Source organism: Devosia sp. FJ2-5-3 (assembly GCF_029201545.1).
In the GTDB taxonomy this organism is placed as follows: Bacteria; Pseudomonadota; Alphaproteobacteria; order Rhizobiales; family Devosiaceae; genus Devosia.
The window spans coordinates 2,225,016-2,248,416 of sequence record NZ_CP104007.1 but is presented as its reverse complement, the minus strand read 5'-3'; the positions used below and the strand labels follow the sequence as shown (position 1 = coordinate 2,248,416).

Sequence of the window (23,401 nt, the reverse complement as noted above, 5' to 3'; positions counted from 1 at the left end):
GGGCAAGCCTATGAACTACAAGTTCCAAAGGGCGGGTGACACCGTCGATCTGGTGGGCGAAAGCCCGTTCTGGGATGATCGCGGCTTTCTCTATTGGGTCGATATTGTCGGTCGCGCCGTGCGCCGGCTGGATGCGACCACGGGGCAGGTCGAAACGCGTCCCACCGACGATTTCCCGACGGCCATTGCTCTCTATGCCGACCGATCCGCCGCCATTCTGAGCAAGGGGCTGGAGATCGGCCGCTATACTTTCGAGGATGGAGGCTTCGTCCCCCTTGCGGCTGTCGAGGAGGGGCGCGGGCCAATGCGGCTCAACGAGGGCAAGTGCGATCCGGCCGGCCGATTCTGGGTGGCTACGATGGATCAGAATCTTAATCCAGACGCGACACCCCGCTCCATGCAGGGCGCGCGTGGCCACCTGTTCTTCGTCAGTAAGGCGGGCCTTGGCGGCCCTTTCGACAAGGAATTGCACATCCCTAACACCATGGCATGGTCGCCTTCAGGCGACGTCTTTTACTTGGGTGACACCATGAAGAATGTGCTGTGGGCCTATGACTACGATCGCGACGAGGGCGTAGTTACCAACCGCCGCGTTTTTGCAGAAGGCGGGCCCGGCCTCCCGGACGGATCAGGCATCGATGCCGAAGGTTACCTCTGGAATGCCCGTTTCAGCGGATCATGCCTGATCCGCTTCGCGCCGGATGGACGGGTGGATCGCACCATCGCTCTGCCCGTCACTAATCCGACAGCCTGCACGTTCGGCGGACAGGACCTGAGAACCTTGTATGTGACGAGTGGCACATTCGGCCTGGAAAAGCCCGGGCCGCTGGACGGCGTGTTGCTCTCGGCACAAGTCGACGTCCGTGGCGCTCGGGAAAACTACTATGCCGGCTGAAAACGCTGTCCTCAAATGGTCGCACGGGATTTTCTCGATACAAGCTCTGGGCGGCATGATCGGGGCAGGGGCGTTCACCCTGCCCGATGGAAGGCAGGTGTCCCCTCTTTTCATCGCGCCGTGGTGGAACGAGGCTGGCCACGAGCTCGACGGACTTACGACCGGACTACGGGGCGAATGGCCTTGCGTACCCTTTGGCTACCCCATGCCCAAGGGTAGTTTCACATCCCGTTGGCAGGCGGTCATGGATGACGCTGACCGCTACGACGACGTGCACGGCTACAGCTCGAACCATGCCTGGCAGTTTGTTCCGCAAGCCGATTCCGACTTTGTGGAATTGTCGATCGACTATCCCGTGGACCATTCCATATCGCACTTGGTTCGTCGCTTGCGCGGTGTCGCGGGTGAGCCTCGGATCGACCTTGAACTGGAGATACACGCGCGTCAGGCCTGCAGGATGCCGGTCGCCCTGCACGCCTGCTTTGCCTTGCCCTCGCAGCCGGGCGCAGCCCAGCTCATTCCCGGGGCGTTCAAAAGCGGCTCAACTTTCCCCGGTGTCATTGAACCAGGCGCCGAAATTTTTGCTAAGGATGAACAGTTTACAAGACTAATCGCGGTGCCGTCCCTGGATGGAAAAGAGATCGACGCAAGCCATCTTCCTCTATTGGGAAGCGCGGAGGAACTTCTTCAACTCAATGACGTCGACGGCAGAGCGACACTTCGACATCTTGTGGATCGGTACGAAGTAGCGATTTCATGGGACAAAGCGTTACTGCCGAGTATTCTCCTGTGGTATTCGAACAAAGGCCGGCAGGGAGCGCCTTGGCTTGGACGAACCCTTTGTATAGGGATCGAACCTTCATCGTCGGCCTTCGGACTTTCTCCTCGAACCTCGGCCGCTGCCAACCCCATCGCTACGGCTGGCACCAGGACTGCTATCGATCTGGCACCTGATGAGCCGCTGACGATCCGCTATTCCATCGCGGTCAATCATCTGTCTGCATCGTGAATGGTGATCGATAATAACGAAGGCGCCCCGATCGCAATGTTGCCAACGGAACTGAAGCTTGGAAATGGATCTGACGCATTGTCGCGTCAGATCTACCGCGTCTTGAGCGAGAAGATCGTATCCTTTCAGCTCAAGCCGTTCGAAGCGCTCTCGGAGGTCAGTATCGCAGGCGAGCTGGGGGTCAGCCGCACGCCAACGCGCGAGGCTCTTCTGCGATTGTCCGACATTGGCCTCGTCAAAGTTTTGCCGCAACGTGGCACGTTTGTGACCCCTCTTCGGGAGGCCGATCTCGAACGGTCCCAATTCTTGCGCGAGGCGATTGAAACTTCGCTCCTCAAACGCGTGATCGAACTTGGGCGGCACGAGCCACTGGCCCAGCGCCTTGGGATCGAAATAAGCATTCAGGAAACCTGCGCCCGCATCGGAGAGATGGAACGCTTCTATGCGTCAGATGAGGCCTTTCACGCTCTTATCGCCGAGTCCGCCGGCTTTGCGCACATCCAGAGCGAAATCGATCGCGCCAAGATCCATATGGATCGGTTTCGACATCTTATGGTCAATGGCGTCGATGACGTGGCGCTGGTCCTCGACCAACACAAGGCAATAGCTTCGGCGGTATCCTCGGGCGATCTGGCCGGAAGCGTGGAGGCCCTGCAGTTTCACCTTCGCCGCGTCCTGAAGCTCACCGAGGCAGCCAAAGAGACATTTCCGCAGTATTTCGCCAAGGCTCCGAAAAAGCGACTGGTTCGCTAGGGGCATAAGGACGATACCACTCTGAGTTGTGCCGAGGTGGGTGTCTCAAAATCGGTGCTTTTCTGCCCGTCTTTTACTGGATCACCATCGATCGGGAGCGAACGGCAGGTCCCGACACGAGTGTGGCGATCTTGATCTTCACCAAGTCACAGCCTCGAAGCTTGCTGTCGATAGCCACGTCAAAAATCGCTCGGTCTCTCATTCGACTTTCTCGATGTAGAAAGAAGCGGATCGTCCAGATTTGCTTGACCTTCAAGGCGCGCTTGGCGCCAACTTGCTTGCCAGCATTCCAGGCGGGTCTGCCGGCAGCAGCAGGATCATACTGTGAGATACCCATATCAATTCTCCATCGGCCGAAGCGGCCAATGGAGAATTGATTAATGGCACGCGCATAAGCGAGGGGGCCCTCCATAAGCGCAAGGAAGGGGCACGATACCAGACCGGCAGCTCTCGACCCCATTCCAGCCCTCTGCAGTTGTCATTGGCAATCCTGAAAGCTGCCGTCCTCTTTCAAGTGACGGTCGGCGATGCCCTCCGCACATGATCGCCCAGAACGTCCAAGGTGTGCACTACGCATCCAGCGGCGGTTCACCGGAATAAAAGCGCCTGGTGGCTTCGGCTGCCTGCATGGCGGTCCGAGGCTGGTCACCTCCGTGGATGGCGGCCCGTCCCCAAGCGCTGCTTGCTTGATCGACAAATGTCTTGGCTTCGCTAGATGTCTCCCAGCCATTGACGCCTTCGGCGCGCACATCATCCCCAGGACGCTTCAAATGTTCGGCAAGGGCAATTAACCCAAGTTCCCACCCAACGCCGCCAGCCCCGGCTCCATACTGGTCCCAATGCGGATTTGGATGGGGCGCGATATGGTGGATTTCGACGCGAGCCTTTTCGCCCTCTTGGGAGACATTTACTTCGATCCAACTGGTATAGCCGCCGAACTCCCAAGTGGCCGCATATGAGCGGTCTGGTTCGCAGGCTGTAACCGTGCCTGAGGCGTTGCCCTCGATTTGGAAGCGCCCCCCCAGCTTGAATTCGCCGGTCACCGGAGCGAACCAGCGCGTGATGCGAACCGGATTGGTCACGGCCTCCCAGAGGTCTGCTGCGTTGGTGTCATAGACGCGCGCGGCAACGACGTCCTTGGCCGATTGACCGTGATGTTCGACGTTTCGGACGTCGCGCTGTGTCGTGCTCAGATGCGCCGAGATATCGAATGGCATAGCCGCCTCGTTATTTCAGTTCAAACTAATATAGGGATGACTGAAATAGCCCATTGAGCTGCTGGTTCCATGCTCCTGAATGACGAGTTTCGGAGCTCGCTATCCTTTTTTGCGCCATAACTCCTCGTACGGGATCGACCCCGTGGCGGTCATTCGCGATTAAAATAAAGTTACCGAAAAGCAGACACTGTCTGGTTGCTCAACTTCAAGTGCAGTAGCCACTTCAGTGATGAATGCCGCCAATGGCTAGTCTAGTTCTTTTTCAGATGAAGAGGTTGTCCGGCCAACGCGCCACCCCGAAACAATCCGCTCGATGCGAATGTTTTCAGAGGTGAACAGCGGCTCTTCTTCCAACATCTGTACCATGCCGGTCGGCTCGATTGCGAATTCGGCGATGAAGAGGCCACGCGCATAGACGACCAATGTGGACTCGAGGAAACGCCCATTCTCATCAACCGCAATCGCAGCATCGGTCGACCCGTCATTGGCCTTCCGGTGGCCTTTCTGGCGTAACTCGCCGAACTTGCCTTCGAGCAGGGCCATATTTTCGTCGGACAAGGTCGTGCCCGTCAGCAGATGGCCCTTGAGGTCGTCCGGTTCGGTGACGATGTGGAACGGTCCCTCGCCGGACTGCACGTAGGCACAGAAGAAATTCAAGTAGAGTTCGGCAAAGACCCCGCCCGCGAGATCGATCGGCACGGTGGTGTTGAGCCGATGGAGCGGATCTGACTTGCCGTGCAGCCAGATTGCCGCCTCGGGTCCGAAAATCATGTTGAACGATCGCGGCACCCCCCCATCATCGATCAGGATCTCCACCAGATCGTGACCCTTGTAAAAGGGAAGGGAGGTGCGACGGGCTCGAATTGCATCGGCCAGCTTGGCGCGGGTCGATGCCCGGAAATCGGTCATCGTAGATCGAGCGCGCTGGACAATCTCGATCAGTTCCTCCGGGCCCAACTCCTCCCAAATCGCGCGGAACGGCAAGGGCAGGTGCCAGGCTGCCGCCGTTGCGGCGCGATCACGCATTTTGGCGGCCTCCTGCGCGGAAAGCAGACCAGAATCAAGGTCATATTCGACGCTTGGAGATTCAATCCTGGCGTCGTCTTCTTCCCGTATCTTGCCGCGTTCGATCAGTAACTCGTCCCGCTGCGCAGAGCCTTCGGGGAGAATGACGAGTACGGCATCGATCGCCGCCCGCAACAGGCTGTATTCACGTTGTGCAAGTCGCTTGAGAACCTGGAGGTCGGCCAGAGCTTTCGCCGCATTCTGTTGCTGGCGAATGCGCTCCAGCAGTGCCCTTGCCAGGCGCCGGTCAAGTTCTACGACAGACCCAAAGTTCACGCTCCAGTCCTCCGCTGCAAGCCAGCGACCAATGTCTCCGCCGGACTTAATATCGATAGATGACAGCGCCATAGTCGCTTCGACAACGGCATCGTCATGGTCGTTCCAGGCCGTCTGCAAGTCGGTCGACTGTTCGACCTCCCGCAGCCAGTCGATTGTCCTGTGCATCCTGATCTGCTGCAGCCTGGATGCGAAGCGCCCATCCGCATCAGCCGCCATCCCGCCAAAGGATACTGCGAGTGCAAAGCCGCGCAGCGCCAGGGTGCGACCAAGGACCTGTTCGAGCGCGGTACCCTCCGTTCGATTCCAAAGTTCCTCTATGGCGGCATCGACTTTGTCCGCAGCGCCATCGAACAACATCCTGGACCAGAGCATATAGATGCTTCGGCTGGCGTTGGTTCCCTCGAAGGTCGCTGTGGCGTTGCCGATGGCCCCCAGCCATTCGGCCAAGCTCAGCGCTCGTTCCGATGTCATTGAGAAGCAGCCCGCTCTGTTCAGAGTGTCGTGCACTTCCGCCAGAAACACGTCGCCGATACACAGATGCATCGAAGTGGCGAAAGCGAGCGTGTCCTGTTCGTCGGCCGGACTGAAGAGGACGTAGTAGTGGATGAGATAATCAAGGGAGTGTCGGTAGTGGTGACGGAAGTCGTGATCCGATACGCGCCTTGCCTCCAATAGCGGGCGAAGTCGGCGCGGCACTTTGGCAAACCGCATGCCGATGACGTCGCTGGTCTTGTCCTCAAACCCATGGACAAAAGGGAGCGCCAGGAACATCAAGAAATTGCTGTCGATCTTGAGGCGATCGACGATCGGTGCAATGGCCGCCGCGACCATGTGCCATGAAGCCTGTAGCGCCCCGGCATGGGCCCGTTCGTCCATCTTGTGCGCCAGAACCGTGACCCCTGAGAGCAAGGCCGAACCCGCCTGGCCGACATCGTCGTCGGGGACCCCGGGATCGGCCACCAGTTGGGACAGTAGTTCGCCACCCTTCTTCATCACTAGGTGCTGCATGGCGATCGCCAGCGGCGTGTCATCCTCCCCGCCCTGGCCCGTGGTGAGTAGAGAGATCACGATGTTGGGGAAGGCTTTGAGCGTTGGATGGAAGGTATTCCAGTCCTCGAACTGGTCCAGTGCCGCAGGCGAGTAGGCCAGATTGATTGCAGCAAAGACATCCTCGCGGGGCAGGCCATTCATTGAGTAGCCGAGCGCCGCCAGAACCCGAACCGCAATGGAGCGGTGCAAGGGCTTTGCCGTATGGTGCAATTGCGTCAACAGCGCCTGCTTGATTTCGGCGCGCCTTGCAGTGTCGTCCTCATTGAGCGCTGAAGCGTGCCGTCCACCCTTTTCCTTGTTACCGCGATCGACCCAAAACAGGCTGGTTACACATCTGGCGACTGCATCTGTCAGGGGCTCTGCAAGTTCCGCCGTGGGCACCACGAAGAGACTGTTCCAAGCCATCGAGAAGACTCGGCGCAACAGGCCATCTGCCCTGCCGATCACGTCCGGATGAACCTCCGCGTCCATCTGGCGTCCGCCGCCATTGCGGAGAGCTCTGGAGATTGCACTCCTGCCGAAGCCGGCAGCTATACCGGCAAGCTGACTCGCCTGATTGCCGGTCTCCGACCTAAGGGCAACACCTGGTTGGTCGAAGCTGGCACTCATGGACTGTTCGGCTTTTTCCCGCCCCGCTTCCTCTGGTTCGTTGCCATCCTCGATGTTGATATTGACATTGATGGCATTGCCGGCAACCGACGCAATCTGTTCGAGGATTTTCGCCCGGCTCTCCAGATAGGCCAGATCCTCTACGCCGAGGGTCTCCAATTTCTCGAGAATGCTCAAGACCTTGTCGAGCACATCCATTTCTTCGTTCGTCCGCTGATCCGGATCGGCGCGCCTGCTGAGATCGGCGCAAATATTGCGGAGAAACGCGGACCTGCGAACTGCCTCGAGCGATTTGCTGTCAGTGGACACCGCCATCGTCTCCATCATGTCAGCTCCGGAAGGAGGAAATTTCGCTCAGCCATAAACTGAGGATAGTCCTGTGCCGCCATACGCAGAAAATGCAGCGTTCTGTCTGGATGGTGCTGATAGGCCAGCGAGATCAGGGTTTCGAGATCGAGGGCCCATTCATTGAGCATGCTCAGTTCTTTGCCTTTGAGCACGAAGAATTCCCCGATCAGGTCGGGTTCGAGCGGCGCAAATCGTTCAGGACCCTCTGCTCCGGTCATTTCGATGCCGGTTATGGTCTGGATCAACTGCCATTGCAGGCTGTCTGGCATGCGGCGTTGTCGCCGTTCAGGCAGCATTTCCTGCATTCCTTCGGGCATCGCGTTGCGGATGGTGTCGTAATGTTCGATCTCGAGGCCAGCGGTCGCCGTGGCGAGACGCACGGCATTCTCATGCTGTTCCAGGGCATGCGGGCTGCCCGAGTCGCAAACCCGGTGCCAGCTCGCCTGCCAATATTGATGTCTTTGCCGCTGCAGATATGCCGCGAACAGCGTGAAACGGGCCTTCTCTCGGTCGGCAGAGGTGCCGATCTTGTCCAGTTCTCCGTTTTGCAGGGCCTCCGCGACCATCAAGGCAAAAAGTGGCCGCGTGAAACGGTCGAAGCGCCTCAAGTGCTTCAGCAAGGATTCCGCATCAAGCTGGATTTGTGCCGTCGCTGAATCCGCGGCGAGCCTCTGCATCCGCGCCCGCATCAATTGCACGATCTCGTCGTCAGAAAGATCAGCCAGGGCCAGGCGCCGGCCACCAGGTTTTCTCTCCGCTGCCAGGATTTGCCCGCGATAATCCGAGCGCGAGCGTTCCAGTTGGCCGAAGAAGGGGTCATTGGAATTGCGCAGGATGATAATCAGCCGGATCAGCGGTCCTTCTGTATCCTTCTTGGCATACTTCACCCAGTTGTCCAGAAATCCGGGCAGCTGATCCATGGAATTAGTGGAATAGTCGACGACCATAAGCGTGTTTTCGCGGATCTTGTCGGCAGCAGATTCCAGCCAGTCCTTGTCCTGAATGAAGTCAGTGGACGCGAAACCGGCGCTCATGAATCCGAGGTCCGGCGCCTTGGCAATCAGTTCTTGGCAAAGCCGGCTTTTGCCTGTGCCGCCTTCCCCGCAGACCGCCATCCAGAGGAAGCGCTCGCCGAGGGCATCGTCGCCAAACAGCGAGCGCCGTATTGTATCGAGGTCTTTTTCGCGTCCGACAAACTTGTCGCGCGCGGCACTGAAATGAAAGCGGTCCTCGCCCACGATTCTTCCGGCGGGGTCGCGAAACATGTGTTTGAACGCCCAGGCCTCCCGGCCGGAGGGACCGGAGGACACCGGCGCGCGCTGCACGAGGTCGTCCAGCCGAGTTTCGAGCCGTTTGAGTAGTTCTGTCACCGCGGCATGGTTGGCCTGCTGGGCGGAGGCTATGTCCACCAGCTGCACGGTTTGGAGGAGCCTGCTGAGGGCCGTGTCTTCTTTGATCTCCTGGGCGTAGAAGTGGGAGAAGGCATAGTTCCAGCGGTTGCCCGAAGCACAGCTTTCTTCCAGTCTTTGCCGCGCATGGTCGCCGTCAGCCCAGCGGCCTTCGGCAATGACCTTGTTGATGATGTGCTGACCTAGAAGGTTCACCGCAGAGTCGACTTGCGCCTCGACCTCGGCTCCCGCGATTGAACTAATGGCGAATTTGCGACCAAGAAGGACGGCGTCTTGCTGGCTAGGCATCAGGCTGTCGATGGCTTCCTGGCGAGGTCTTTCATCGGCCTTGTGATGCAACTTGCCCGTGTGGGTTTCCAGCCAGCTGTAAGCCCGTGCTGCGGGTGCTCCCCGCGTAAATATTTCACCGGTCCAGGCGGTCGACATGATCGCGCCGCCCGCAGCCTTGCCCGACATATCTTCGGCCGTGCTTTCGTCCATGCAATACCGAGTGGCCTGAAGCGCGGAACGCAGCGCCGCGCGCTCGAACACTCTGTTCGGGGGCAAATGTCCCTGTTCAGATGCCTTTCGAATGCGTTGATCGACCTGGCCCAAGGTAAAATCGGTGACCTTGCCGCAGACGTAGCCGAAGGCGAACTCCCCGAGTTTGCCGCCTACCCACATCGAAAGTGCCGTCGCTGCAACTTCCTCTAGTCCAGTCATTTGGGCGCCCGGAAATTTTTCGTCTTGCCAATGAATTATGTCCGTTGAATTCAGTCAACATGATTCAACTTGATCAATTGAAGCAGCTTCCATCCAAAGACGTCACTCGATACTCTGCGAGCAGTGAATTTGACATAAATCGCTAGACTTTCATCTTGAATGATGGGGCTATGAAATCCCATCTTATGCGGAAATTCCAAAGCCGATGAAGTTGGCCAGCGACGCAACGAATTTTTCTTTATGAAGATGCAAAGACGGCAGTTTAAGAGAGGCATTCTTTCGACGAACTCTACTCACCACATATACCTTCCATCGGTCGGCGATGTGCGAGTGATCCGCTGGCCTAGCAAGTATATGTCAGCTTACTCATGAAAGTCTGACAGAACCAGACCGTCCGCTCCCCACCCCAATTTGGCCTTGGCGGCGGCCAAAGCGGACTGGCAGGTTTCGGGAAATCAAAAATGCGGTCCGAACGGCGGGAATGGGGCGCTTCGCCGACGGCATTTGATGCGCGCCGGCGAAGGTGGTTACCTCAGATTTCCGTAGCCTCTGCTAAGGAGACAGCGTCGTCGACGTCTAACCCTAGATAGCGAACCGTATTCTCGATCTTGCTGTGACCAAGCAGGATCTGAATGGCTCTAAGATTCCCAGTCGCCTTGTAGATGAGCGAAGCTTTGGTCCGCCTCATCGAATGAGTACCGTATTCTGCCGACGGCAATCCGATTGCTGTCACCCACTCGGTGACGAGCCTCGCGTATTAACGCGTGCTAAGATGGCCATTCCCGGCAATACGACTGGGAAACGCAAAATCCTCGACAGTGCCTCCGCGGCGCCCCAGCCAAGCCAGCAAGCTGGCCCTCGTGTCAGACGTGATCTCGAATTGAACAGGCCGTTCTGTCTTTTGTTGAATCACCATCGATCGTGTACGGATCGCTGGTCCGGCCACGAGTGTGCCAATCTTGATTTTCACTAGATCGCAGCCTCGAAGCTCGCTGTCGAGCGCGAGGTCTAATAACGCCTGGTCCCTCAACCTGCCCTCGCGATCCAGGAAGAACCGGATTGACCACATCTATTTAACTTTCAAAGCGCGCTTGGCGCCAACCTTTATGCCGGCATTCCATGCAGTTCTTCCTGCAGGAGCAGGGTCGTAATGTGCGATACCCATGACATTTCTCCATCGGCCAAAGCGGCCACAGAGAAAACGATTGTGGCAGGCTTAGCAAGGGAAGTTGCCGCCCCCATAGTCGCCATTTGACAGCTCATGCGCCCCGTTGGAAAGCGGACGTGTGAATGGTCGTCGATCTTCGTCGGTCGACAGCATCCCGACAGGTTGGAGCTCTTATCCCATCGTCATCGCCGCATTGAAGCGGCGCAGATGGAGACTGCAAATGATGCTCAAGACTGCACTGGTTCTCGGCCTGGTCGCCCTCACTCCCGCCGTGGCCATGGCCAGCCCATCCTGCACCGCCGAGCCGCAGGAGAAGTGGATAAGCCAAGACGCGATGAAGGCTAAGGTCGGCGAACTGGGCTATACGATCAAGACCTTCCAGGTGACTGGCAACTGCTACGAGATCTACGGCTTCACCAAGGACAACAAGCGCGCCGAAGTCTATTTTAACCCCGTAACCGGCGATGTGGTCGAGGCCGAGATCGATGGCTAAGGTAACACTCCCTGCGGCGGCGGATACATCCGCCGCCACCGTCAAGGTATGGGATCCAGTGGTCCGGTTGTTTCACTGGACAATCGTGACCGGAGTGGTCCTCAACCTCTGGGTCTTTGAACACGGCAAATACGCCCACCGCCTTACCGGCTATGTCGTAGTCGCAGCGCTCGCCACTCGACTGGTCTGGGGGATTGTCGGCACGCGGCATGCCCGCTTTTCTGATTTCTTCCCCACGCCCCGGCGAGTGATCACCCATGTTTACGCTCTGTGGCGCGGCGAGGATGCACGGCAGCTCGGCCACTCTGCCCTAGGCGCATTGATGATGCTGGCGCTGATGGCCGTTCTGACCGGGCTGGGTCTTACGGGTTGGATGATGGGTCTCGATGCCTTTTGGGGCGTAAAATGGGTCGAGGATCTCCATGGCCTTCTGGCCAATTCCGTCATGGCGCTGGCTATTCTGCATGTCGCCGCCGCCGTGATAGAAAGCGTCCGGCACGGGGAAAATCTGCCATGGGCCATGATCACCGGCAGGAAACGGGCTTTGGGCGCACACGATGCGGATATTGCTGATTGAGGACAATGCGCGGTTACGCGATCTGACGGGCCAGACGCTGCGCGATGCCGGCTGGCTCGTCGATGCGTTCGAACTTGGTGAAGACGGATACGAAGCCTTGCGCCAAGTGCCCTACGACATCGCCATCCTCGACCTGGGTCTGCCGGACATAGACGGCCTCGACGTGCTGCGTCGCATCCGTAAGCAGCGCATGCAGGTGCCGGTCCTTGTGCTGACGGCGCGAGGTGCGGTCGACGAGCGCATCGACGGGCTCGATGCCGGCGCCGACGACTACCTGGCAAAGCCCTTCAACAATGGCGAACTTATCGCGCGTATCCGCGCCTTGCTGCGCCGGTCGCCGCAGGCGGTCATGCCCGAGCTGGTGGTCGGCAATGTGGTGCTGCCGCTCTCGGGCGAGCCAGTCCGCTGTGGGGACGAGATATTCGATCTGGCGCCGCGGGAGCGCGGGCTCTTGGAAATGCTAATGCGCCAGGCCGATCAGGTCGTGCCCAAACGCAAGATCGAGCACAGCTTTTCCGAATTCGGCGACGAGCGGAGCGCCAATGCAGTCGAACTCTCCGTATCCCGCCTGCGCAAGCGGCTCGAGGCTGCGCCCACCGGCTTCGCCATCGAGACCATTCGTGGCGTCGGCTATCTGCTGAGGACCATTTCGTGACACGGCCGCTCTGGCAGATCGCTGCCATCCGCATCGTCTTCTTCGGCCTCATCGCAGCTTTGGCCCAGATGGCGTTGGTCGTGGCCGACTACTATTTCAACGACGAGGAGCTTGGCCGTCTGCTCATTGAGCAGCAGGTCGACCAGCTCGGCGAGGGCCAGGTGACGAATGGCTCGGCGACGCGCTATGCTCTGCCCGACGAGATGGCCGACCTCTTTGCGCCCGGACGCGGCTATTTCGCGCGCGTGCGCACGGTCGACGGTACGATCCTGTTTTCGGCATGCGATGCTGCTTGCGAAGACCATTTTCTATCTCGCACCGTCCGGCCGCCGGATTTCTGGGTGCGCTTCATTCAGCCGGGCAAACCGCTGCATGTTGCCGGTGGCGGCACGGTCGAGCGTGACGGGCAGGTGCTTATGGTGGAGTTTGCCACAGTCGGCGACAGCGAGGGGCTGATCTGGGGCGTGTTCTGGCACGAGGTGCTGGACCATCTGGTGGTCCCCATGAGCCTGCTGCTGTTGTTTGCAGTGGGGGGCGCCATTGTCTCGATCATCGCCGCCCTGCGCCCGGTGGAGGCAGCAGCGCAGGCTGCCGACAATCTAGATCCGCTTGAAGTCGGCGAGGGTTTGCCGACCGGCACCATGCCGCGGGAAATCAGCCGGCTGACCGGTGCGGTAAACCGTGCATTTAAGCGATCGGGCGACCTGATCCGCGGCCAGCGCATGCTGACATCGGCCATCGCGCACGAGGTACGCACACCGCTGGCCATCATCAAGCTCGAGCTGTCGGGCATCGACAGCCCAAAGGCACGCAAGGCGGAGGCCGATGTCGACGAACTCTCCGATTTCGTGGCGCAGCTGACAGCGTTGGCCCGGCTTGAGGCCATCAATGAGCGGCAATTCCAGGATACGAACCTGGCGCAACTGTGCGAGGATGTCGTAAGCGCCGTCGCCCCCTGGGTGCTGGCCCGCGGCGATACCATCGCCTTCGAAAAGGACGTTGAGGCCATGGTATTGATCATTCCGAGCCTTATTCGGGATGCCTGCCGCAACCTTATCGAGAACGCTGTCCGCCATTCTCCTCCTGGGACCGAGATCACAGTGCGCGTTACCGGCGGTCCAATCATTTCCATCATCGACCGCAAGCGACAAGCAGACGCTTCAATGCGGCCGTCCGACAGCCTGGGTATAGGCCTGGCCATCGTTGAGCGCGTCCTGACACTGCATGGCGCCCGGCTGGTGCAGCACCGCAATGCGACCGGCATGGTCGCTTCGATCCACTTCAACTCGGAGATTCCGACGTGAGCCGATTAACCCATTCGGAAGTGCACATGGTTCATCGCATCGGTTGGCTTCGCGCAGCGGTGCTGGGGGCCAATGATGGTTTGGTCTCTACCGCCAGCCTTGTCGTCGGTGTGGCCACGGCAGGGTCTGACCATAAGGCGATCCTGATCGCCGGGTTCGCGGGGCTTGTCGCAGGTGCCATGTCCATGGCGGCGGGCGAATATGTCTCGGTAAGCTCGCAATATGACGCGGAACAGGCCGACCTTGCTCGCGAACGCAGCGAGCTAGCTGCCGATCCTGCCGGTGAACTCGATGAACTGACCGCAATCTATGTATCTCGGGGCCTGGATGAAAACTTGGCACGCCAGGTTGCCGGGCAGCTCACCGCTCGAGACGCTCTGGCCGCGCATGCCCGCGACGAACTGGGTATTTCCGAAACAGTGGAGACGAAGCCGGTCACAGCCGCTTTGGTCTCAGCGCTGACCTTTGCTGCGGGCGCCATAGTGCCGATTGCAGTCGCTTATTTCACCCCTGCAGCACAGGCGAACCTGGTCGTGGCCGGCACGACTTTGGTCGGGCTGACAGTCCTGGGCGCGCTGGGCGCCTCAGCCGGTGGCGCAGGTGTCGTTCGTGGAGCTACCCGAGTTGTGTTCTGGGGTGCCATCGCCATGGCTGCTACGGGGGCGATCGGCGCGTTGTTCGGGGTCCGTGCCTAACTCTAGCATGCGCCATACATGTCTGCTCATCAGGGGATACTCGCGAAAAGCGGACTGTCCGTTACCCACCCCGACTCCGCCGGTATCCTGGCGCCTAGAACTCTCGGTCCGAAACCGACCCCATTCCGGTCCTTGGATACCGGCCAGCGATTTCCCGAAACCTGCCATTCGGACAAAGATTCTCGGCATGGGCGCTAGGGCGCCGAGGTTAGCAACAACTCGGTGCTTTGTCCGATGGCGCGCAGCATGCGGCAGCCATTGATTGCTGGGCACGGTGACGCGGCTTGCAAATGGCAGCGCGTGCAGCCAACGTCAGCGTGAGCGGCCCTTCAGTAATGGACAGGTCGGCGACGTCGAACACACGCATGGCCTCGCCCGGGCGACCGATCTCGATGGTCAGCCTGGCGTCGTGGTCTAGGCGGACTTTCTTGTCCACCGCCGCCAGGATCGAGCGGAACTTGCCCGCGGTCATCATGGGTTTGTTGCCATCGGCAGGAATGTCCTCGACCTGCAGCATAGTCTCCTGCCAGGCGTCGGGGTTCCCGCCGCAATCCAAGGTGACGAACGAGCCGGCCTTAACCTCGGTGACATGATAGCCGGCCTGTACGGTTCTACCATCGTATTCGATGGTCAACGGCAATGCGTCATGGCCTTCGAGTCGGGCCAGCACGGCTCCCAAGGTCGATTCGACTTCGACAAACGGGACGGTTGCGTGAGCGTTCATGTTGCGATATCCGTTGTTTCAACGATTCTTGAGACATTGAGATGAACATGGAAGAACCGCAAGCCCTCGATGCATTTGGCGCCCTGTCGCAGGAAACTCGCCTCCGCATGGTGCGCGTATTGGTGCAGGCCGGCCCGGAAGGTTTGTCGGCTGGTGCGGTCGGCGATGCCGTTGGCGCGTCATCCTCAGGCGCCTCGTTCCACCTGTCGCATCTCGAACGCGCGGGCCTCATCAGCTCGCGCCGCGAGTCCCGCTCCATCATCTATACGGCAAGCTACGACACCTTGGCCGGTTTGGTGGAATTCCTGATGCGCGACTGCTGCTCCGGACATCCCGAGATTTGCGCACCCGCCGTGGCCGCATGCACCCCTGCCCAGAAGGAGACCGCCTGTGTCTGCTGAAGATCGCGTCTACAACGTCCTGTTCCTTTGCACCGGGAATTCCGCCCGCTCGATCTTGGGTGAGGCCATTCTCAACCATGTCGGCCAGGGCCGCTTCCGTGCCTTTTCCGCCGGCTCTACCCCCAAGGGCGCAGTCCACCCTATGACGCTGGAAACGCTCGACAAGGTCGGCCTTCCCACTGAAGGCCTGCGCTCAAAGGCCTGGGACGAGTTCGCGGTGCCAAGTGCGCCGAAAATGGATTTCATCTTCACCGTCTGCGACAACGCCGCCGGCGAGACCTGCCCGATCTGGCCCGGCCAGCCCATGAACGCGCACTGGGGGATCGAGGATCCGGCAGCCGTGCATGGCCCCGAGTTCAAGCAACGCGCCGCCTTCGAGGATGCCCTGCGCTACCTTCGCAACCGGATCGGCGCCTTCATCAATCTGCCGCTGGCCAGCATCGATCGCATGGCGCTGAACTCCAAGCTCGAGGGCATCGGCGCCATGGATGGCACCACCACCAGGTCATCTAACGTCGCCTGACGCAGCACACGCAAACAAGGGCCAGGCTTCATGCCGGCCCTTCATTGAACCTGGTTAGAGCCCCATGTCATTCGATCCGGCGCCCGCGCGCCTATCCTTCCTCGACCGCTATCTCACCGTCTGGATTTTTGCCGCCATGGCATTGGGCTTGGCGCTCGGTTCCCTTATCCCCGGACTGCCCAATGCCCTCCACTCGATGTCGGTCGGGTCGACCAATATCCCGATCGCCATTGGGTTGATCCTGATGATGTACCCGCCGCTGGCCAAGGTGAAGTACGAAGCCCTGCACGAGGTGTTTGCCGACAAGCGGGTGCTGCTGCTCTCGCTGGTGCAGAACTGGATCATCGGCCCCGTGCTGATGTTCCTGCTGGCCGTCGTCTTTCTTCGTGGCCATCCCGAATACATGACCGGCCTGATCCTCGTCGGCCTCGCACGCTGCATCGCCATGGTGCTGGTCTGGAATAAGCTCGCCGGCGGCTCCAACCAATATGTGGCGGGGCTCGTCGCTTTCAACTCGATCTTCCAGATTCTGTTCTTCTCGACTTATGCCTGGCTGTTCCTGGCCGTGCTCCCACCCCTGTTCGGGCTCGAGGGCAGCGTCATCGATGTCGGTTTCTGGACCATCACCGAAGCCGTGCTGATCTACCTGGGCGTGCCGTTCCTGGCCGGTTTCCTGACCCGCTTCTTCCTGATCCGGGCCAAGGGCGACGACTGGTACGAACAGGTCTTCCTGCCCAAGATCAGTCCGATAACCCTGTTGGCGCTGCTCTTCACCATCGTGGCCATGTTCAGCCTCAAGGGCGGCGATATTGTCCGCCTGCCGTTCGATGCCCTGCTCATCGCCGTGCCGCTTACAATCTACTTCCTGATCCAGTTCACCGTGAGCTTCTTCATGGGCAAGTGGATCGCCAAGGACTATCCGCGCTCGACGGCGATCGCATTCACGGCAGCCGGCAACAACTTCGAGCTGGCCATTGCCGTCGCCATCGCAGCCTTTGGTCTGGCGTCACCGGTCGCCTTCGCTGCGGTCATCGGGCCCCTGGTGGAGGTGCCGGTTCTCGTCGTCCTCGTCCACTTGGCCCTGTGGCTGGGTCGGCGATACTTCTCGGGCTCCGCCGAAATGGCTACCAGCCGACCCTAACGCTTGCTCCCATGTCCACCGCCGCCGATCGCAAAATCTTGGAATGATCATGACCATCACCATCTTCCACAATCCCGACTGCGGAACGTCCCGCAACACCTTGGCGATGATCCGACAATCGGGTGTCGAACCGACCGTGATCGAGTATCTCAAGACGCCGCCCGACCGGGCGACGGTCATTCGCCTGATCGCGGACGCCGGGCTGACCGTCCGGGAGGCGCTCCGCAAGAAGGACACGCCCTTCGAACAGCTCGGGCTGGGCGACGCCGCCAAGACCGATGAAGAGCTGCTCGACGCCATCGGCCAGCACCCGATTCTTTTGAACAGGCCTTTTGTCGTCACCCCGCTCGGCACCAAGCTGTGCCGGCCGTCCGAGGCTGTGCTGGACATCCTGGAAAACCCGGGCATCGGCCCGTTCACCAAGGAAGATGGCGAAGTCATCATCGACGCCGAAGGAAAGCGTATTGTCTGACCTGCCCAATATCTTGCCCGCCGCATTCGAGGTTCCGGATTTCGACCAGCTTGTCGCCCCGGTCGTGAACCACAAGCCGCGTCTGCTGATGCTATATGGGTCCCTTCGCGAGCGCTCCTACAGCCGCTTCCTGACGTTCGAGGCCCAGCGACTGCTGGAGGCCTTCGGTGCTGAAGTTAGGGTCTTCCACGCCAATGGCCTGCCGCTGCCGAACGATGCGCCTGATGACCATCCCAAGGTGCAGGAACTCCGCGAGGCAATGCTTTGGTCCGAGGGCCAGGTGTGGACAAGCCCGGAACGGCATGGCGCCATGAGTGCTGTGATGAAATCCCAGATCGACTGGATCCCGTTGCCCGGCGGCGCCGTCCGACCCACGCAGGGCCGGACCCTTGCAGTGATGCAGGTTTCGGGCGGATCGCAGTCGTTCAACGCGGTGAACCAGATGCGCATTCTCGGGCGCTGGATGCGGATGGTGACTATCCCCAACCAAAGCTCTGTCGCCAAGGCCTTTCAGGAATTCGACGAGGCGGGACGCATGAAACCGTCATCTTACTATGATCGGGTTGTCGACGTCTGCGAGGAGCTGGTGAAGTTTACGCTGATCAACCGCGGCGTCTCCGGCTACCTCACGTCCCGATATTCCGAGCGCAAGGAAACGGCTGCCAAACTCGAGGAGCGGGTCGGCCTCAAGGCGATCTAGAAAGACATGTCGACCACATACCATTCCAACGCCGGTGCCATCTGTGCCCTAGGTGTCACCCAGATCGTGGGCTACGGCACCCTCTACTATAGCTTCAGCATTCTGGCGCCAGGGATCGCAGGCGAGTTCGAGCTCGGCGTCGAATGGATCTATGGCTTCATGTCACTTGCCCTGCTAGCCGGTGGCGTGATCTCGCCCTATGCCGGCGGCTTGGCCGACACCCACGGTGCCGCCAAGGTGCTGTCCTTCGGTTCTGTGGGTGCCGCCGTCGCCTTGGCCATTTGCGGTCTCGCCAATAACGCCGCCTTCTTCCTGGCCGGCGTCGTGCTCATTGAACTGGCCTCGGCCTTCGTCCTCTATGCCACCGCATTTGCATTGCTGGCACAGGCAACCGGCCAGAGGGCGCAGCGGAGCATCACCTATCTCACCCTGATCGCCGGTTTCGCCTCGACGATCTTCTGGCCGTTAACCACATGGCTCCTCGAGGGCTTGGACTGGCACCAGGTCTATTTCCTATTCGCTGCCCTCAATCTGGTCGTCTGTCTGCCACTCCATCTTTGGTTGACACGGTTCGCCCGGATCGCCGCCACACGCCCAGTCGAAGCTGCCACGGCTGAACCCGTTGCCATCGCAGGCGGTGACTTTGTCTTCCTTCTTGTCGTGGTCGGCTTCTCGCTGGCCGGCTTCGTCTCGGCGGCCATCCTGTTCCATGTCGTTCCGATGCTCGGGATGCTAGGCCTTGGCGCGAGCGGCGTTTTCGTGGCCACATTGTTCGGCCCTGCCCAGGTTGCCAGCCGCCTGATCAACATGACGTTCGGCAAGGAATTGTCAGCGCCCATTCTTGCAGTCGTATCGGCGATGATGATGCCCCTTGCTCTGGTTGTGCTGGCTATTTCAGCGCCATCAATTCCCGGCGCGATGGCCTTTGCGGTCGTGTTCGGCTTGGGCACCGGCCTTTTCAGCATCGTGTCAGGCACTCTACCTTTAGCCCTCTTCGGCAGGTCGGGCTTCGGCAAACGGCTTGGCTGGATCAGTCTGGGCCGGCTGTGTCTCTCTGCAGTAGCACCCGTTGCGTTCTCCGTCGCGCTTGGAGGCCTTGGTCCAAAGCCTTCGCTTTGGTGGCTCGCAATAGCGGGTACCGTTTGTGTTGCGGTCTTCGCAGAAGTATGGCGGCGTGCGAAGCTCGGATCCTCTGCCGGTATTGGTCAGGTGGCGTAAGAACGGTCCACTTGTCAGATTTATTCACCATAAGCGGACTGGCCGATTACCACCCCAATTTGGCCTTGGGGGCGGCCAAAGCGGACTGGCAGGTTTCGGGAAATCAAAAATGCGGTCCGAACGGCGGGAATGGGGCGCGATGCCGACTGGCAGCAACCGACCCCATTTCAGACATTTGAGGTAGCGTTGACGCTCACTTAAAGTTGTTATTGTTCTGGTGCGGTTCGGCATATTGATGCGACCGCCTCCAATGGGATCAAAAGCTCAGTTGCAGGCTGAACTATCAGTTTTGGAAGGTAAGGCCGAGCTGACAAGACTTCTTCAAGCCGGTCAATTGGCGAGGCGGCACTAAGGGCCTCAACCATTCCTTCTCTGCCAATGTCAAGTTCTCCTGCCGCGACTGCATCGGCCAGCTTGAGCGCGAGAGCCAAGGCGGTCTCGGAGATAATGCCGGTTCTATGATCATGGGACCGGATGGCCAACAGAGCCACATCTGGCAAATCGTCCTCTAGCCATTCGGCCGTCAGCAGGCCGTGGCGGCTTCGATCCCCTGCGGTAGCGTCGAAGTCAAGATCATGAACTAACCCTATTACTTCCCAAAGCATAGAATCTTCGCCAAGCATTGGTGCAAGGCGAGCCATGAGAAAGCCTACAAACACAGAATGGCGTGCTCGCAGGCCTTCACCAAGGTGCTCTTGGATCAGAATGTTTGCTTCCCTTATGCTTAGCATTTGCGTATCCGCTGCAGCTTATCGCGATAGCAACACCAAAAGCCGCCTGTCAGCAACCCACCCCGTTCCGGCCGTCAGTTGGGTGATCCGGCTATGTCCGCTTTAGCAAAGCGCGAGGTCGCGTCGGACGGCCGGAATGGGGCGGAGGCTGTGTGAGAACTCGCGGCAGCGTTTGGCGTGAGCTTGAGGCGATAGCATCAGCGGGACCGCTTCATCCCCTTATCGCTTGGAGGATTGGAACGACGCCGGCGACGGCGATGGCGCGCTTGATGTTGTAGGCCAGGATTGCCAGGCTAGCTTCGGTGGCGACGTTCTTGAGCCCCCGCGTTCGGAAGTGAGTGGCACCCATCCAGCCCTTGATGGTGCCGAAGACGTGCTCGACAGTACAGCGGCGGACCGCCATCGCCTCGGGCATCGCTTCGAACCTGCGCTCCATCTCATCGAGCACCGCCTCATGCTTCCATCGCCGGATGCGCTTCTCCTTGCCGGCCGTGCACAGGGGACGCGACGTGCATGCGCTGCAGGCCTTCTGGTTGAAGTAGACGCTGATGAGCTTGCCGCCCTCCACTCGGGCGAAGCGCTTCTGCAATTGCTGGCCGGCGGGGCACCGATAGGTGTCGGTCTCAGGCTCATGCACGAACATGGCCTTGCCCCAAAAGCCACGCGCCTGAGCCGGTGAGGTATTGGGCTTGGGCACCATCGGGATGATGCCAGCTTCGGCACAGGAGCGGATCTGCTCGCCCTCGTAATAGCCGCGATCGGCAAGGGCGATCATCTCGGAGGCGCCCGTCTCGGCCTGTGCAGCCTTGGCCATCTCCAACAGGTGCGAGCGATCGTGGCCGCGGTTCGTCACCGCGTTGGCGACCACGATATGATGCTTGGTATCGACGGCCGCCTGCACATTGTAGCCGACGACCCCGCGATGATCGCTGCCGGTCGCCATGGCTCGAGCATCCGGATCGGTGAGCGAGATTTGCTCATCGGGAGCGCCTTGCAGTTGCCGGCCAATCTCCTCGAGCTCGCCAAGCCGACCCCGCAGCGATGCCAGTCGCTCCGTCAGGTGCACGATGCGCGGCGTAGCCGGTCCCGTCTCCGCTCGGTCGGCTTTCTCAAGCTCGGCCAGATAGCGCGCGATGCTCTCCTCGACATGGGCCTTGCGCCGCGCCAGCTTGCCCTTGGTGTAGTTCTTCTCGTGCGTGTTCACCGCCCGCAAGCGTGATCCATCGATTGCGACCATACCGCCGCCGACCAGACCAAGAGCACGGCAGATGGCAACAAAGCGCTGACATGCGATCTGGATCGCGCCGGCATTGTGGCGGCGGAAGTCGGCAATGGTCTTGAAGTCCGGCACCAGCTTTCCGGTCAGCCACATCAGCTCGATATTGCGGCCAGCCTCGCGCTCGAGTTTCCGGCTCGAGGTCAACTGATGCAGATAGCCATAGACATAGAGCTTGAGCATTGTGCCGGGGGCGTAGCCGGGTCTGCCAGTCGCTGCCGGCTGCACGCGGGCAAAGCCCAGTTCGGCCAGCTCAAGTTCATCCACAAAGGTGTCAATGATGGGGACCGGGTTGTCCGCATCAACATAGTCTTCAAGACACGCCGGCAAAAAGCTCGCTTGGTGGCGGTCAGCAGCTTCAACGAAACAACCCATATGGCACCCCCGAAGCAGTGCCAGATCATAGCATCATTACGGGTTTTCACACAGCCTCGGGCGCATTGCCGTCGTAATACGACAGGACTTCCAATAGCAGCTTTCTCTGGTCTGTGTGCCAAGAGCGGTCGGGCAGCCTAGCCATCCACCCCAAATCGGAAAGGTAGGGTAGGGCGCCGGTGGCAGACCGTCAGCACGCGACCCCTTGGGGTCCAAGCTTGCCACTGAAGCAGCGTTTGGCCGCATGGTCTTCGCGAGTGTGACTGTGGCGGTAATGCCTGAGCGGGCCACGCCTGCTGGGAATACGCCCTAAGGTTTAGGCAACCTAAGCATTAGGTAGTCGAAGCATTATCGCGATCAATTGGGTTACCCGGAACCCACGCCACCCATTATCCAGACGGTGGAGGCGATCATGATCGCGTTGATGGCCTGATCGCTTTATTGGCCCGAGTTATCGCTGGCAGAGCAATGCGGCAACAACGTGCCTTCCCAATGGCTCGAGCTAACCGCAACAATCACGGAGGGCACTATGAGGGGACTGGGAGTCGAATCTTCCCGATACCCAACTGCCGATGCCGTCTTGGATTTGGATCAGAGAGGTCAGTCACTTAGCGATCTGCTGCAACTGCCAGTGAACGTCGACAGGGACAAAAAGCCGGTCAGCCCAAGGATAGCAAAGGCCCGACCATCCATTTGCACGTATCTCCTTGATGACATCTCTCACGGGCATTCGGACTTCAGCCGCACACTGATCAATGTCAATGTATTCGGACCTCCATAGGTCGTGGACGGGATACCCCAGCGCCAAACCAAGTCGGTCACAAAGAAAAGCCAAAAGCTCCTTCCGCCCCCGGCTGAAGAGCGCTGGGGCGTCCTTGATGAAGCCCAGCGCCGCAATGGGCTCCTTAGGGCAAATGATCCCTGTGGCTACTCTGTAGCCCGAAACGATATCTGTGAAATCGCAGGAACCCGCCCCGCCAACCAACTTTGAATATCCAAGCTCTCGAAGAGTCGCTTTTTCTTGCAGAGAGGTGGTGCCTGGCATTGTTGGGAGTGCTCCGTGCTCGAAAAGCAATCCGAGCGCTTCGACAAAACCAGCGATTGTCTCCACCGGAATTTCATCCAATAGCGGGCAGGGGGCTTCGTCACGTTTTCCGAACCTTCCCAACATGTATCGTTGAAAAGGCAGGTCCATCGCATTGGCGGGCGGCATTGGAGGGTCCTCCCAGATGGGAGCAGGGCACCTGTTGCAAACCCACATGTGGCGATCGCTCCAAGTCAGCGGTGCGCCACAACTGCATGTGTCTGACAGTGCCCCATGCTCGGGACACTCGGTGATCAGGTTCAATTCCCATTCGAAAGTCGACGGGCGTCCGGCGGCCAAGCAGCCATGACATATACGGCGCCTACGCAAATCGACCTTTGTCTGCAGAAAGCGATGCCCATCAAATGAAACGGTCTCCACCGCCCACCGATCGGAAATGTTCTCGAATTCTTCTGGAGAGGCGCCAAAAGCACGAGCCAAATTGTCCACATTGCCCTGAATCTTGAGGTCACTGGGTTTCAGTCCAACGCGGTTCAGGAAATCATCGTACTTGGACCAACCGTTCGC

Annotated in this window: 21 protein-coding genes and 2 pseudogenes; 14 read left to right on the top strand and 9 right to left on the bottom strand. The window is 59.6% G+C overall.

The features are described from left to right. The first annotated feature begins 10 nt into the window (after positions 1-10). From N0P34_RS10910 to N0P34_RS10900, 3 genes are all read left to right on the top strand, one after another. Positions 11-895 (top strand): SMP-30/gluconolactonase/LRE family protein, encoded by an 885-nt coding sequence (locus N0P34_RS10910; RefSeq protein ID WP_275603275.1) that lies wholly within the window; start codon positions 11-13, stop codon positions 893-895. Further along, positions 885-1,904, top strand: a complete 1,020-nt coding sequence (locus N0P34_RS10905; RefSeq protein WP_275603274.1) for a hypothetical protein — start codon at positions 885-887, stop codon at positions 1,902-1,904. The genes N0P34_RS10910 and N0P34_RS10905 overlap by 11 nt, the downstream gene beginning before the upstream one ends. 78 nt (positions 1,905-1,982) lie before the next feature. Next, entirely contained in the window at positions 1,983-2,657 is a 675-nt protein-coding gene (locus N0P34_RS10900) for a GntR family transcriptional regulator (RefSeq protein ID WP_275603273.1), read from the top strand. Between the two features lie 76 nt (positions 2,658-2,733). Here the strand turns inward: N0P34_RS10900 and N0P34_RS10895 are convergent. The 5 genes and pseudogenes from N0P34_RS10895 to N0P34_RS20145 form a co-directional block, all read right to left on the bottom strand. Next, positions 2,734-2,994 (bottom strand): annotated as a pseudogene (locus tag N0P34_RS10895) (integrase); the annotation flags it as partial. Between the two features lie 232 nt (positions 2,995-3,226). Further along, positions 3,227-3,874, bottom strand: coding sequence for an SRPBCC domain-containing protein (locus N0P34_RS10890; RefSeq protein ID WP_275603272.1), 648 nt, complete (start codon positions 3,872-3,874; stop codon positions 3,227-3,229). Positions 3,875-4,120: 246 nt separating this feature from the next. After that, on the bottom strand, positions 4,121-7,204 hold the full coding sequence (locus N0P34_RS10885; RefSeq protein ID WP_275603271.1) for a hypothetical protein: 3,084 nt from the start codon (positions 7,202-7,204) through the stop codon (positions 4,121-4,123). After that, positions 7,201-9,336: a hypothetical protein gene (locus N0P34_RS10880; RefSeq protein ID WP_275603270.1), complete on the bottom strand. Its 2,136-nt coding sequence runs from the start codon at positions 9,334-9,336 to the stop codon at positions 7,201-7,203. The genes N0P34_RS10885 and N0P34_RS10880 overlap by 4 nt, the downstream gene beginning before the upstream one ends. 532 nt (positions 9,337-9,868) lie before the next feature. Further along, a pseudogene (locus N0P34_RS20145) lies at positions 9,869-10,405 on the bottom strand (tyrosine-type recombinase/integrase). 319 nt (positions 10,406-10,724) lie between these two features. Here N0P34_RS20145 and N0P34_RS10870 point away from each other — a divergent pair. The 5 genes from N0P34_RS10870 to N0P34_RS10850 are packed head-to-tail and all read left to right on the top strand — an operon-like array spanning position 10,725 to position 14,228. Then, a complete protein-coding gene (locus N0P34_RS10870) occupies positions 10,725-10,997 on the top strand; it encodes a PepSY domain-containing protein (protein ID WP_275603268.1) in 273 nt (90 codons plus the stop codon). Then, positions 10,990-11,574, top strand: coding sequence for a cytochrome b/b6 domain-containing protein (locus N0P34_RS10865; RefSeq protein WP_275603267.1), 585 nt, complete (start codon positions 10,990-10,992; stop codon positions 11,572-11,574). The genes N0P34_RS10870 and N0P34_RS10865 overlap by 8 nt, the downstream gene beginning before the upstream one ends. Continuing rightward, positions 11,555-12,229 (top strand): response regulator transcription factor, encoded by a 675-nt coding sequence (locus N0P34_RS10860; RefSeq protein ID WP_275603266.1) that lies wholly within the window; start codon positions 11,555-11,557, stop codon positions 12,227-12,229. The genes N0P34_RS10865 and N0P34_RS10860 overlap by 20 nt, the downstream gene beginning before the upstream one ends. Next, the gene (locus N0P34_RS10855) at positions 12,226-13,533 is read left to right on the top strand and encodes an ATP-binding protein (RefSeq protein ID WP_275603265.1); all 1,308 of its coding nucleotides are present in this window, start codon (positions 12,226-12,228) and stop codon (positions 13,531-13,533) included. The genes N0P34_RS10860 and N0P34_RS10855 overlap by 4 nt, the downstream gene beginning before the upstream one ends. Positions 13,534-13,559: 26 nt before the next feature. After that, on the top strand, positions 13,560-14,228 hold the full coding sequence (locus N0P34_RS10850) for a VIT family protein (RefSeq protein ID WP_275606962.1): 669 nt from the start codon (positions 13,560-13,562) through the stop codon (positions 14,226-14,228). A gap of 208 nt (positions 14,229-14,436) precedes the next feature. Here N0P34_RS10850 and N0P34_RS10845 read toward each other — a convergent pair whose 3' ends face one another. Continuing rightward, the gene (locus tag N0P34_RS10845) at positions 14,437-14,952 is read right to left on the bottom strand and encodes a DUF6428 family protein (protein ID WP_275603264.1); all 516 of its coding nucleotides are present in this window, start codon (positions 14,950-14,952) and stop codon (positions 14,437-14,439) included. Between the two features lie 47 nt (positions 14,953-14,999). On the opposite strand from N0P34_RS10845, the gene N0P34_RS10840 reads away from it, so the two are divergent. From N0P34_RS10840 to arsK, 6 genes are all read left to right on the top strand, one after another. Then, entirely contained in the window at positions 15,000-15,353 is a 354-nt protein-coding gene (locus N0P34_RS10840; RefSeq protein ID WP_275603263.1) for a metalloregulator ArsR/SmtB family transcription factor, read from the top strand. Beyond that, positions 15,343-15,876, top strand: coding sequence for an arsenate reductase ArsC (locus N0P34_RS10835; RefSeq protein WP_275603262.1), 534 nt, complete (start codon positions 15,343-15,345; stop codon positions 15,874-15,876). The genes N0P34_RS10840 and N0P34_RS10835 overlap by 11 nt, the downstream gene beginning before the upstream one ends. Positions 15,877-15,940: 64 nt before the next feature. Next, positions 15,941-17,017, top strand: coding sequence for an ACR3 family arsenite efflux transporter (gene arsB, locus N0P34_RS10830; RefSeq protein ID WP_275603261.1), 1,077 nt, complete (start codon positions 15,941-15,943; stop codon positions 17,015-17,017). Positions 17,018-17,066: 49 nt separating this feature from the next. Further along, positions 17,067-17,489: an arsenate reductase (glutaredoxin) gene (gene arsC / locus N0P34_RS10825; RefSeq protein ID WP_275603260.1), complete on the top strand. Its 423-nt coding sequence runs from the start codon at positions 17,067-17,069 to the stop codon at positions 17,487-17,489. Then, positions 17,446-18,189, top strand: a complete 744-nt coding sequence (gene arsH / locus N0P34_RS10820) for an arsenical resistance protein ArsH (RefSeq protein WP_275603259.1) — start codon at positions 17,446-17,448, stop codon at positions 18,187-18,189. The genes arsC and arsH overlap by 44 nt, the downstream gene beginning before the upstream one ends. Before the next feature lie 6 nt (positions 18,190-18,195). Beyond that, on the top strand, positions 18,196-19,407 hold the full coding sequence (gene arsK, locus N0P34_RS10815; RefSeq protein ID WP_275603258.1) for an arsenite efflux MFS transporter ArsK: 1,212 nt from the start codon (positions 18,196-18,198) through the stop codon (positions 19,405-19,407). A 206-nt stretch (positions 19,408-19,613) separates the two neighbouring features. Here arsK and N0P34_RS10810 read toward each other — a convergent pair whose 3' ends face one another. The 3 genes from N0P34_RS10810 to N0P34_RS10800 all read right to left on the bottom strand — a co-directional run bounded on the left by N0P34_RS10810 (position 19,614) and on the right by N0P34_RS10800 (position 23,002). Continuing rightward, positions 19,614-20,138, bottom strand: coding sequence for an HD domain-containing protein (locus tag N0P34_RS10810; RefSeq protein WP_275603257.1), 525 nt, complete (start codon positions 20,136-20,138; stop codon positions 19,614-19,616). Between the two features lie 211 nt (positions 20,139-20,349). After that, positions 20,350-21,789: an IS1182 family transposase gene (locus N0P34_RS10805; RefSeq protein ID WP_275603256.1), complete on the bottom strand. Its 1,440-nt coding sequence runs from the start codon at positions 21,787-21,789 to the stop codon at positions 20,350-20,352. A 604-nt stretch (positions 21,790-22,393) separates the two neighbouring features. Then, positions 22,394-23,002: a hypothetical protein gene (locus tag N0P34_RS10800; RefSeq protein ID WP_275603255.1), complete on the bottom strand. Its 609-nt coding sequence runs from the start codon at positions 23,000-23,002 to the stop codon at positions 22,394-22,396. Positions 23,003-23,401: the final 399 nt, after the last annotated feature.

Coding starts and splice junctions, on each gene's coding strand:
- N0P34_RS10910 (WP_275603275.1), top strand. CDS start 11: ATGAACTACAAGTTCCAAAGGGCGGGTGACACCGTCGATCTGGTGGGC.
- N0P34_RS10905 (WP_275603274.1), top strand. CDS start 885: ATGCCGGCTGAAAACGCTGTCCTCAAATGGTCGCACGGGATTTTCTCG.
- N0P34_RS10890 (WP_275603272.1), bottom strand. CDS start 3,874: ATGCCATTCGATATCTCGGCGCATCTGAGCACGACACAGCGCGACGTC.
- N0P34_RS10885 (WP_275603271.1), bottom strand. CDS start 7,204: ATGATGGAGACGATGGCGGTGTCCACTGACAGCAAATCGCTCGAGGCA.
- N0P34_RS10880 (WP_275603270.1), bottom strand. CDS start 9,336: ATGACTGGACTAGAGGAAGTTGCAGCGACGGCACTTTCGATGTGGGTA.
- N0P34_RS10870 (WP_275603268.1), top strand. CDS start 10,725: ATGATGCTCAAGACTGCACTGGTTCTCGGCCTGGTCGCCCTCACTCCC.
- N0P34_RS10865 (WP_275603267.1), top strand. CDS start 10,990: ATGGCTAAGGTAACACTCCCTGCGGCGGCGGATACATCCGCCGCCACC.
- N0P34_RS10860 (WP_275603266.1), top strand. CDS start 11,555: ATGCGGATATTGCTGATTGAGGACAATGCGCGGTTACGCGATCTGACG.
- N0P34_RS10850 (WP_275606962.1), top strand. CDS start 13,560: ATGGTTCATCGCATCGGTTGGCTTCGCGCAGCGGTGCTGGGGGCCAAT.
- N0P34_RS10845 (WP_275603264.1), bottom strand. CDS start 14,952: ATGAACGCTCACGCAACCGTCCCGTTTGTCGAAGTCGAATCGACCTTG.
- N0P34_RS10840 (WP_275603263.1), top strand. CDS start 15,000: ATGGAAGAACCGCAAGCCCTCGATGCATTTGGCGCCCTGTCGCAGGAA.
- arsB (WP_275603261.1), top strand. CDS start 15,941: ATGTCATTCGATCCGGCGCCCGCGCGCCTATCCTTCCTCGACCGCTAT.
- arsC (WP_275603260.1), top strand. CDS start 17,067: ATGACCATCACCATCTTCCACAATCCCGACTGCGGAACGTCCCGCAAC.
- arsH (WP_275603259.1), top strand. CDS start 17,446: ATGGCGAAGTCATCATCGACGCCGAAGGAAAGCGTATTGTCTGACCTG.
- arsK (WP_275603258.1), top strand. CDS start 18,196: ATGTCGACCACATACCATTCCAACGCCGGTGCCATCTGTGCCCTAGGT.
- N0P34_RS10810 (WP_275603257.1), bottom strand. CDS start 20,138: ATGCTAAGCATAAGGGAAGCAAACATTCTGATCCAAGAGCACCTTGGT.
- N0P34_RS10805 (WP_275603256.1), bottom strand. CDS start 21,789: ATGGGTTGTTTCGTTGAAGCTGCTGACCGCCACCAAGCGAGCTTTTTG.
- N0P34_RS10800 (WP_275603255.1), bottom strand. CDS start 23,002: ATGCCGCCCGCCAATGCGATGGACCTGCCTTTTCAACGATACATGTTG.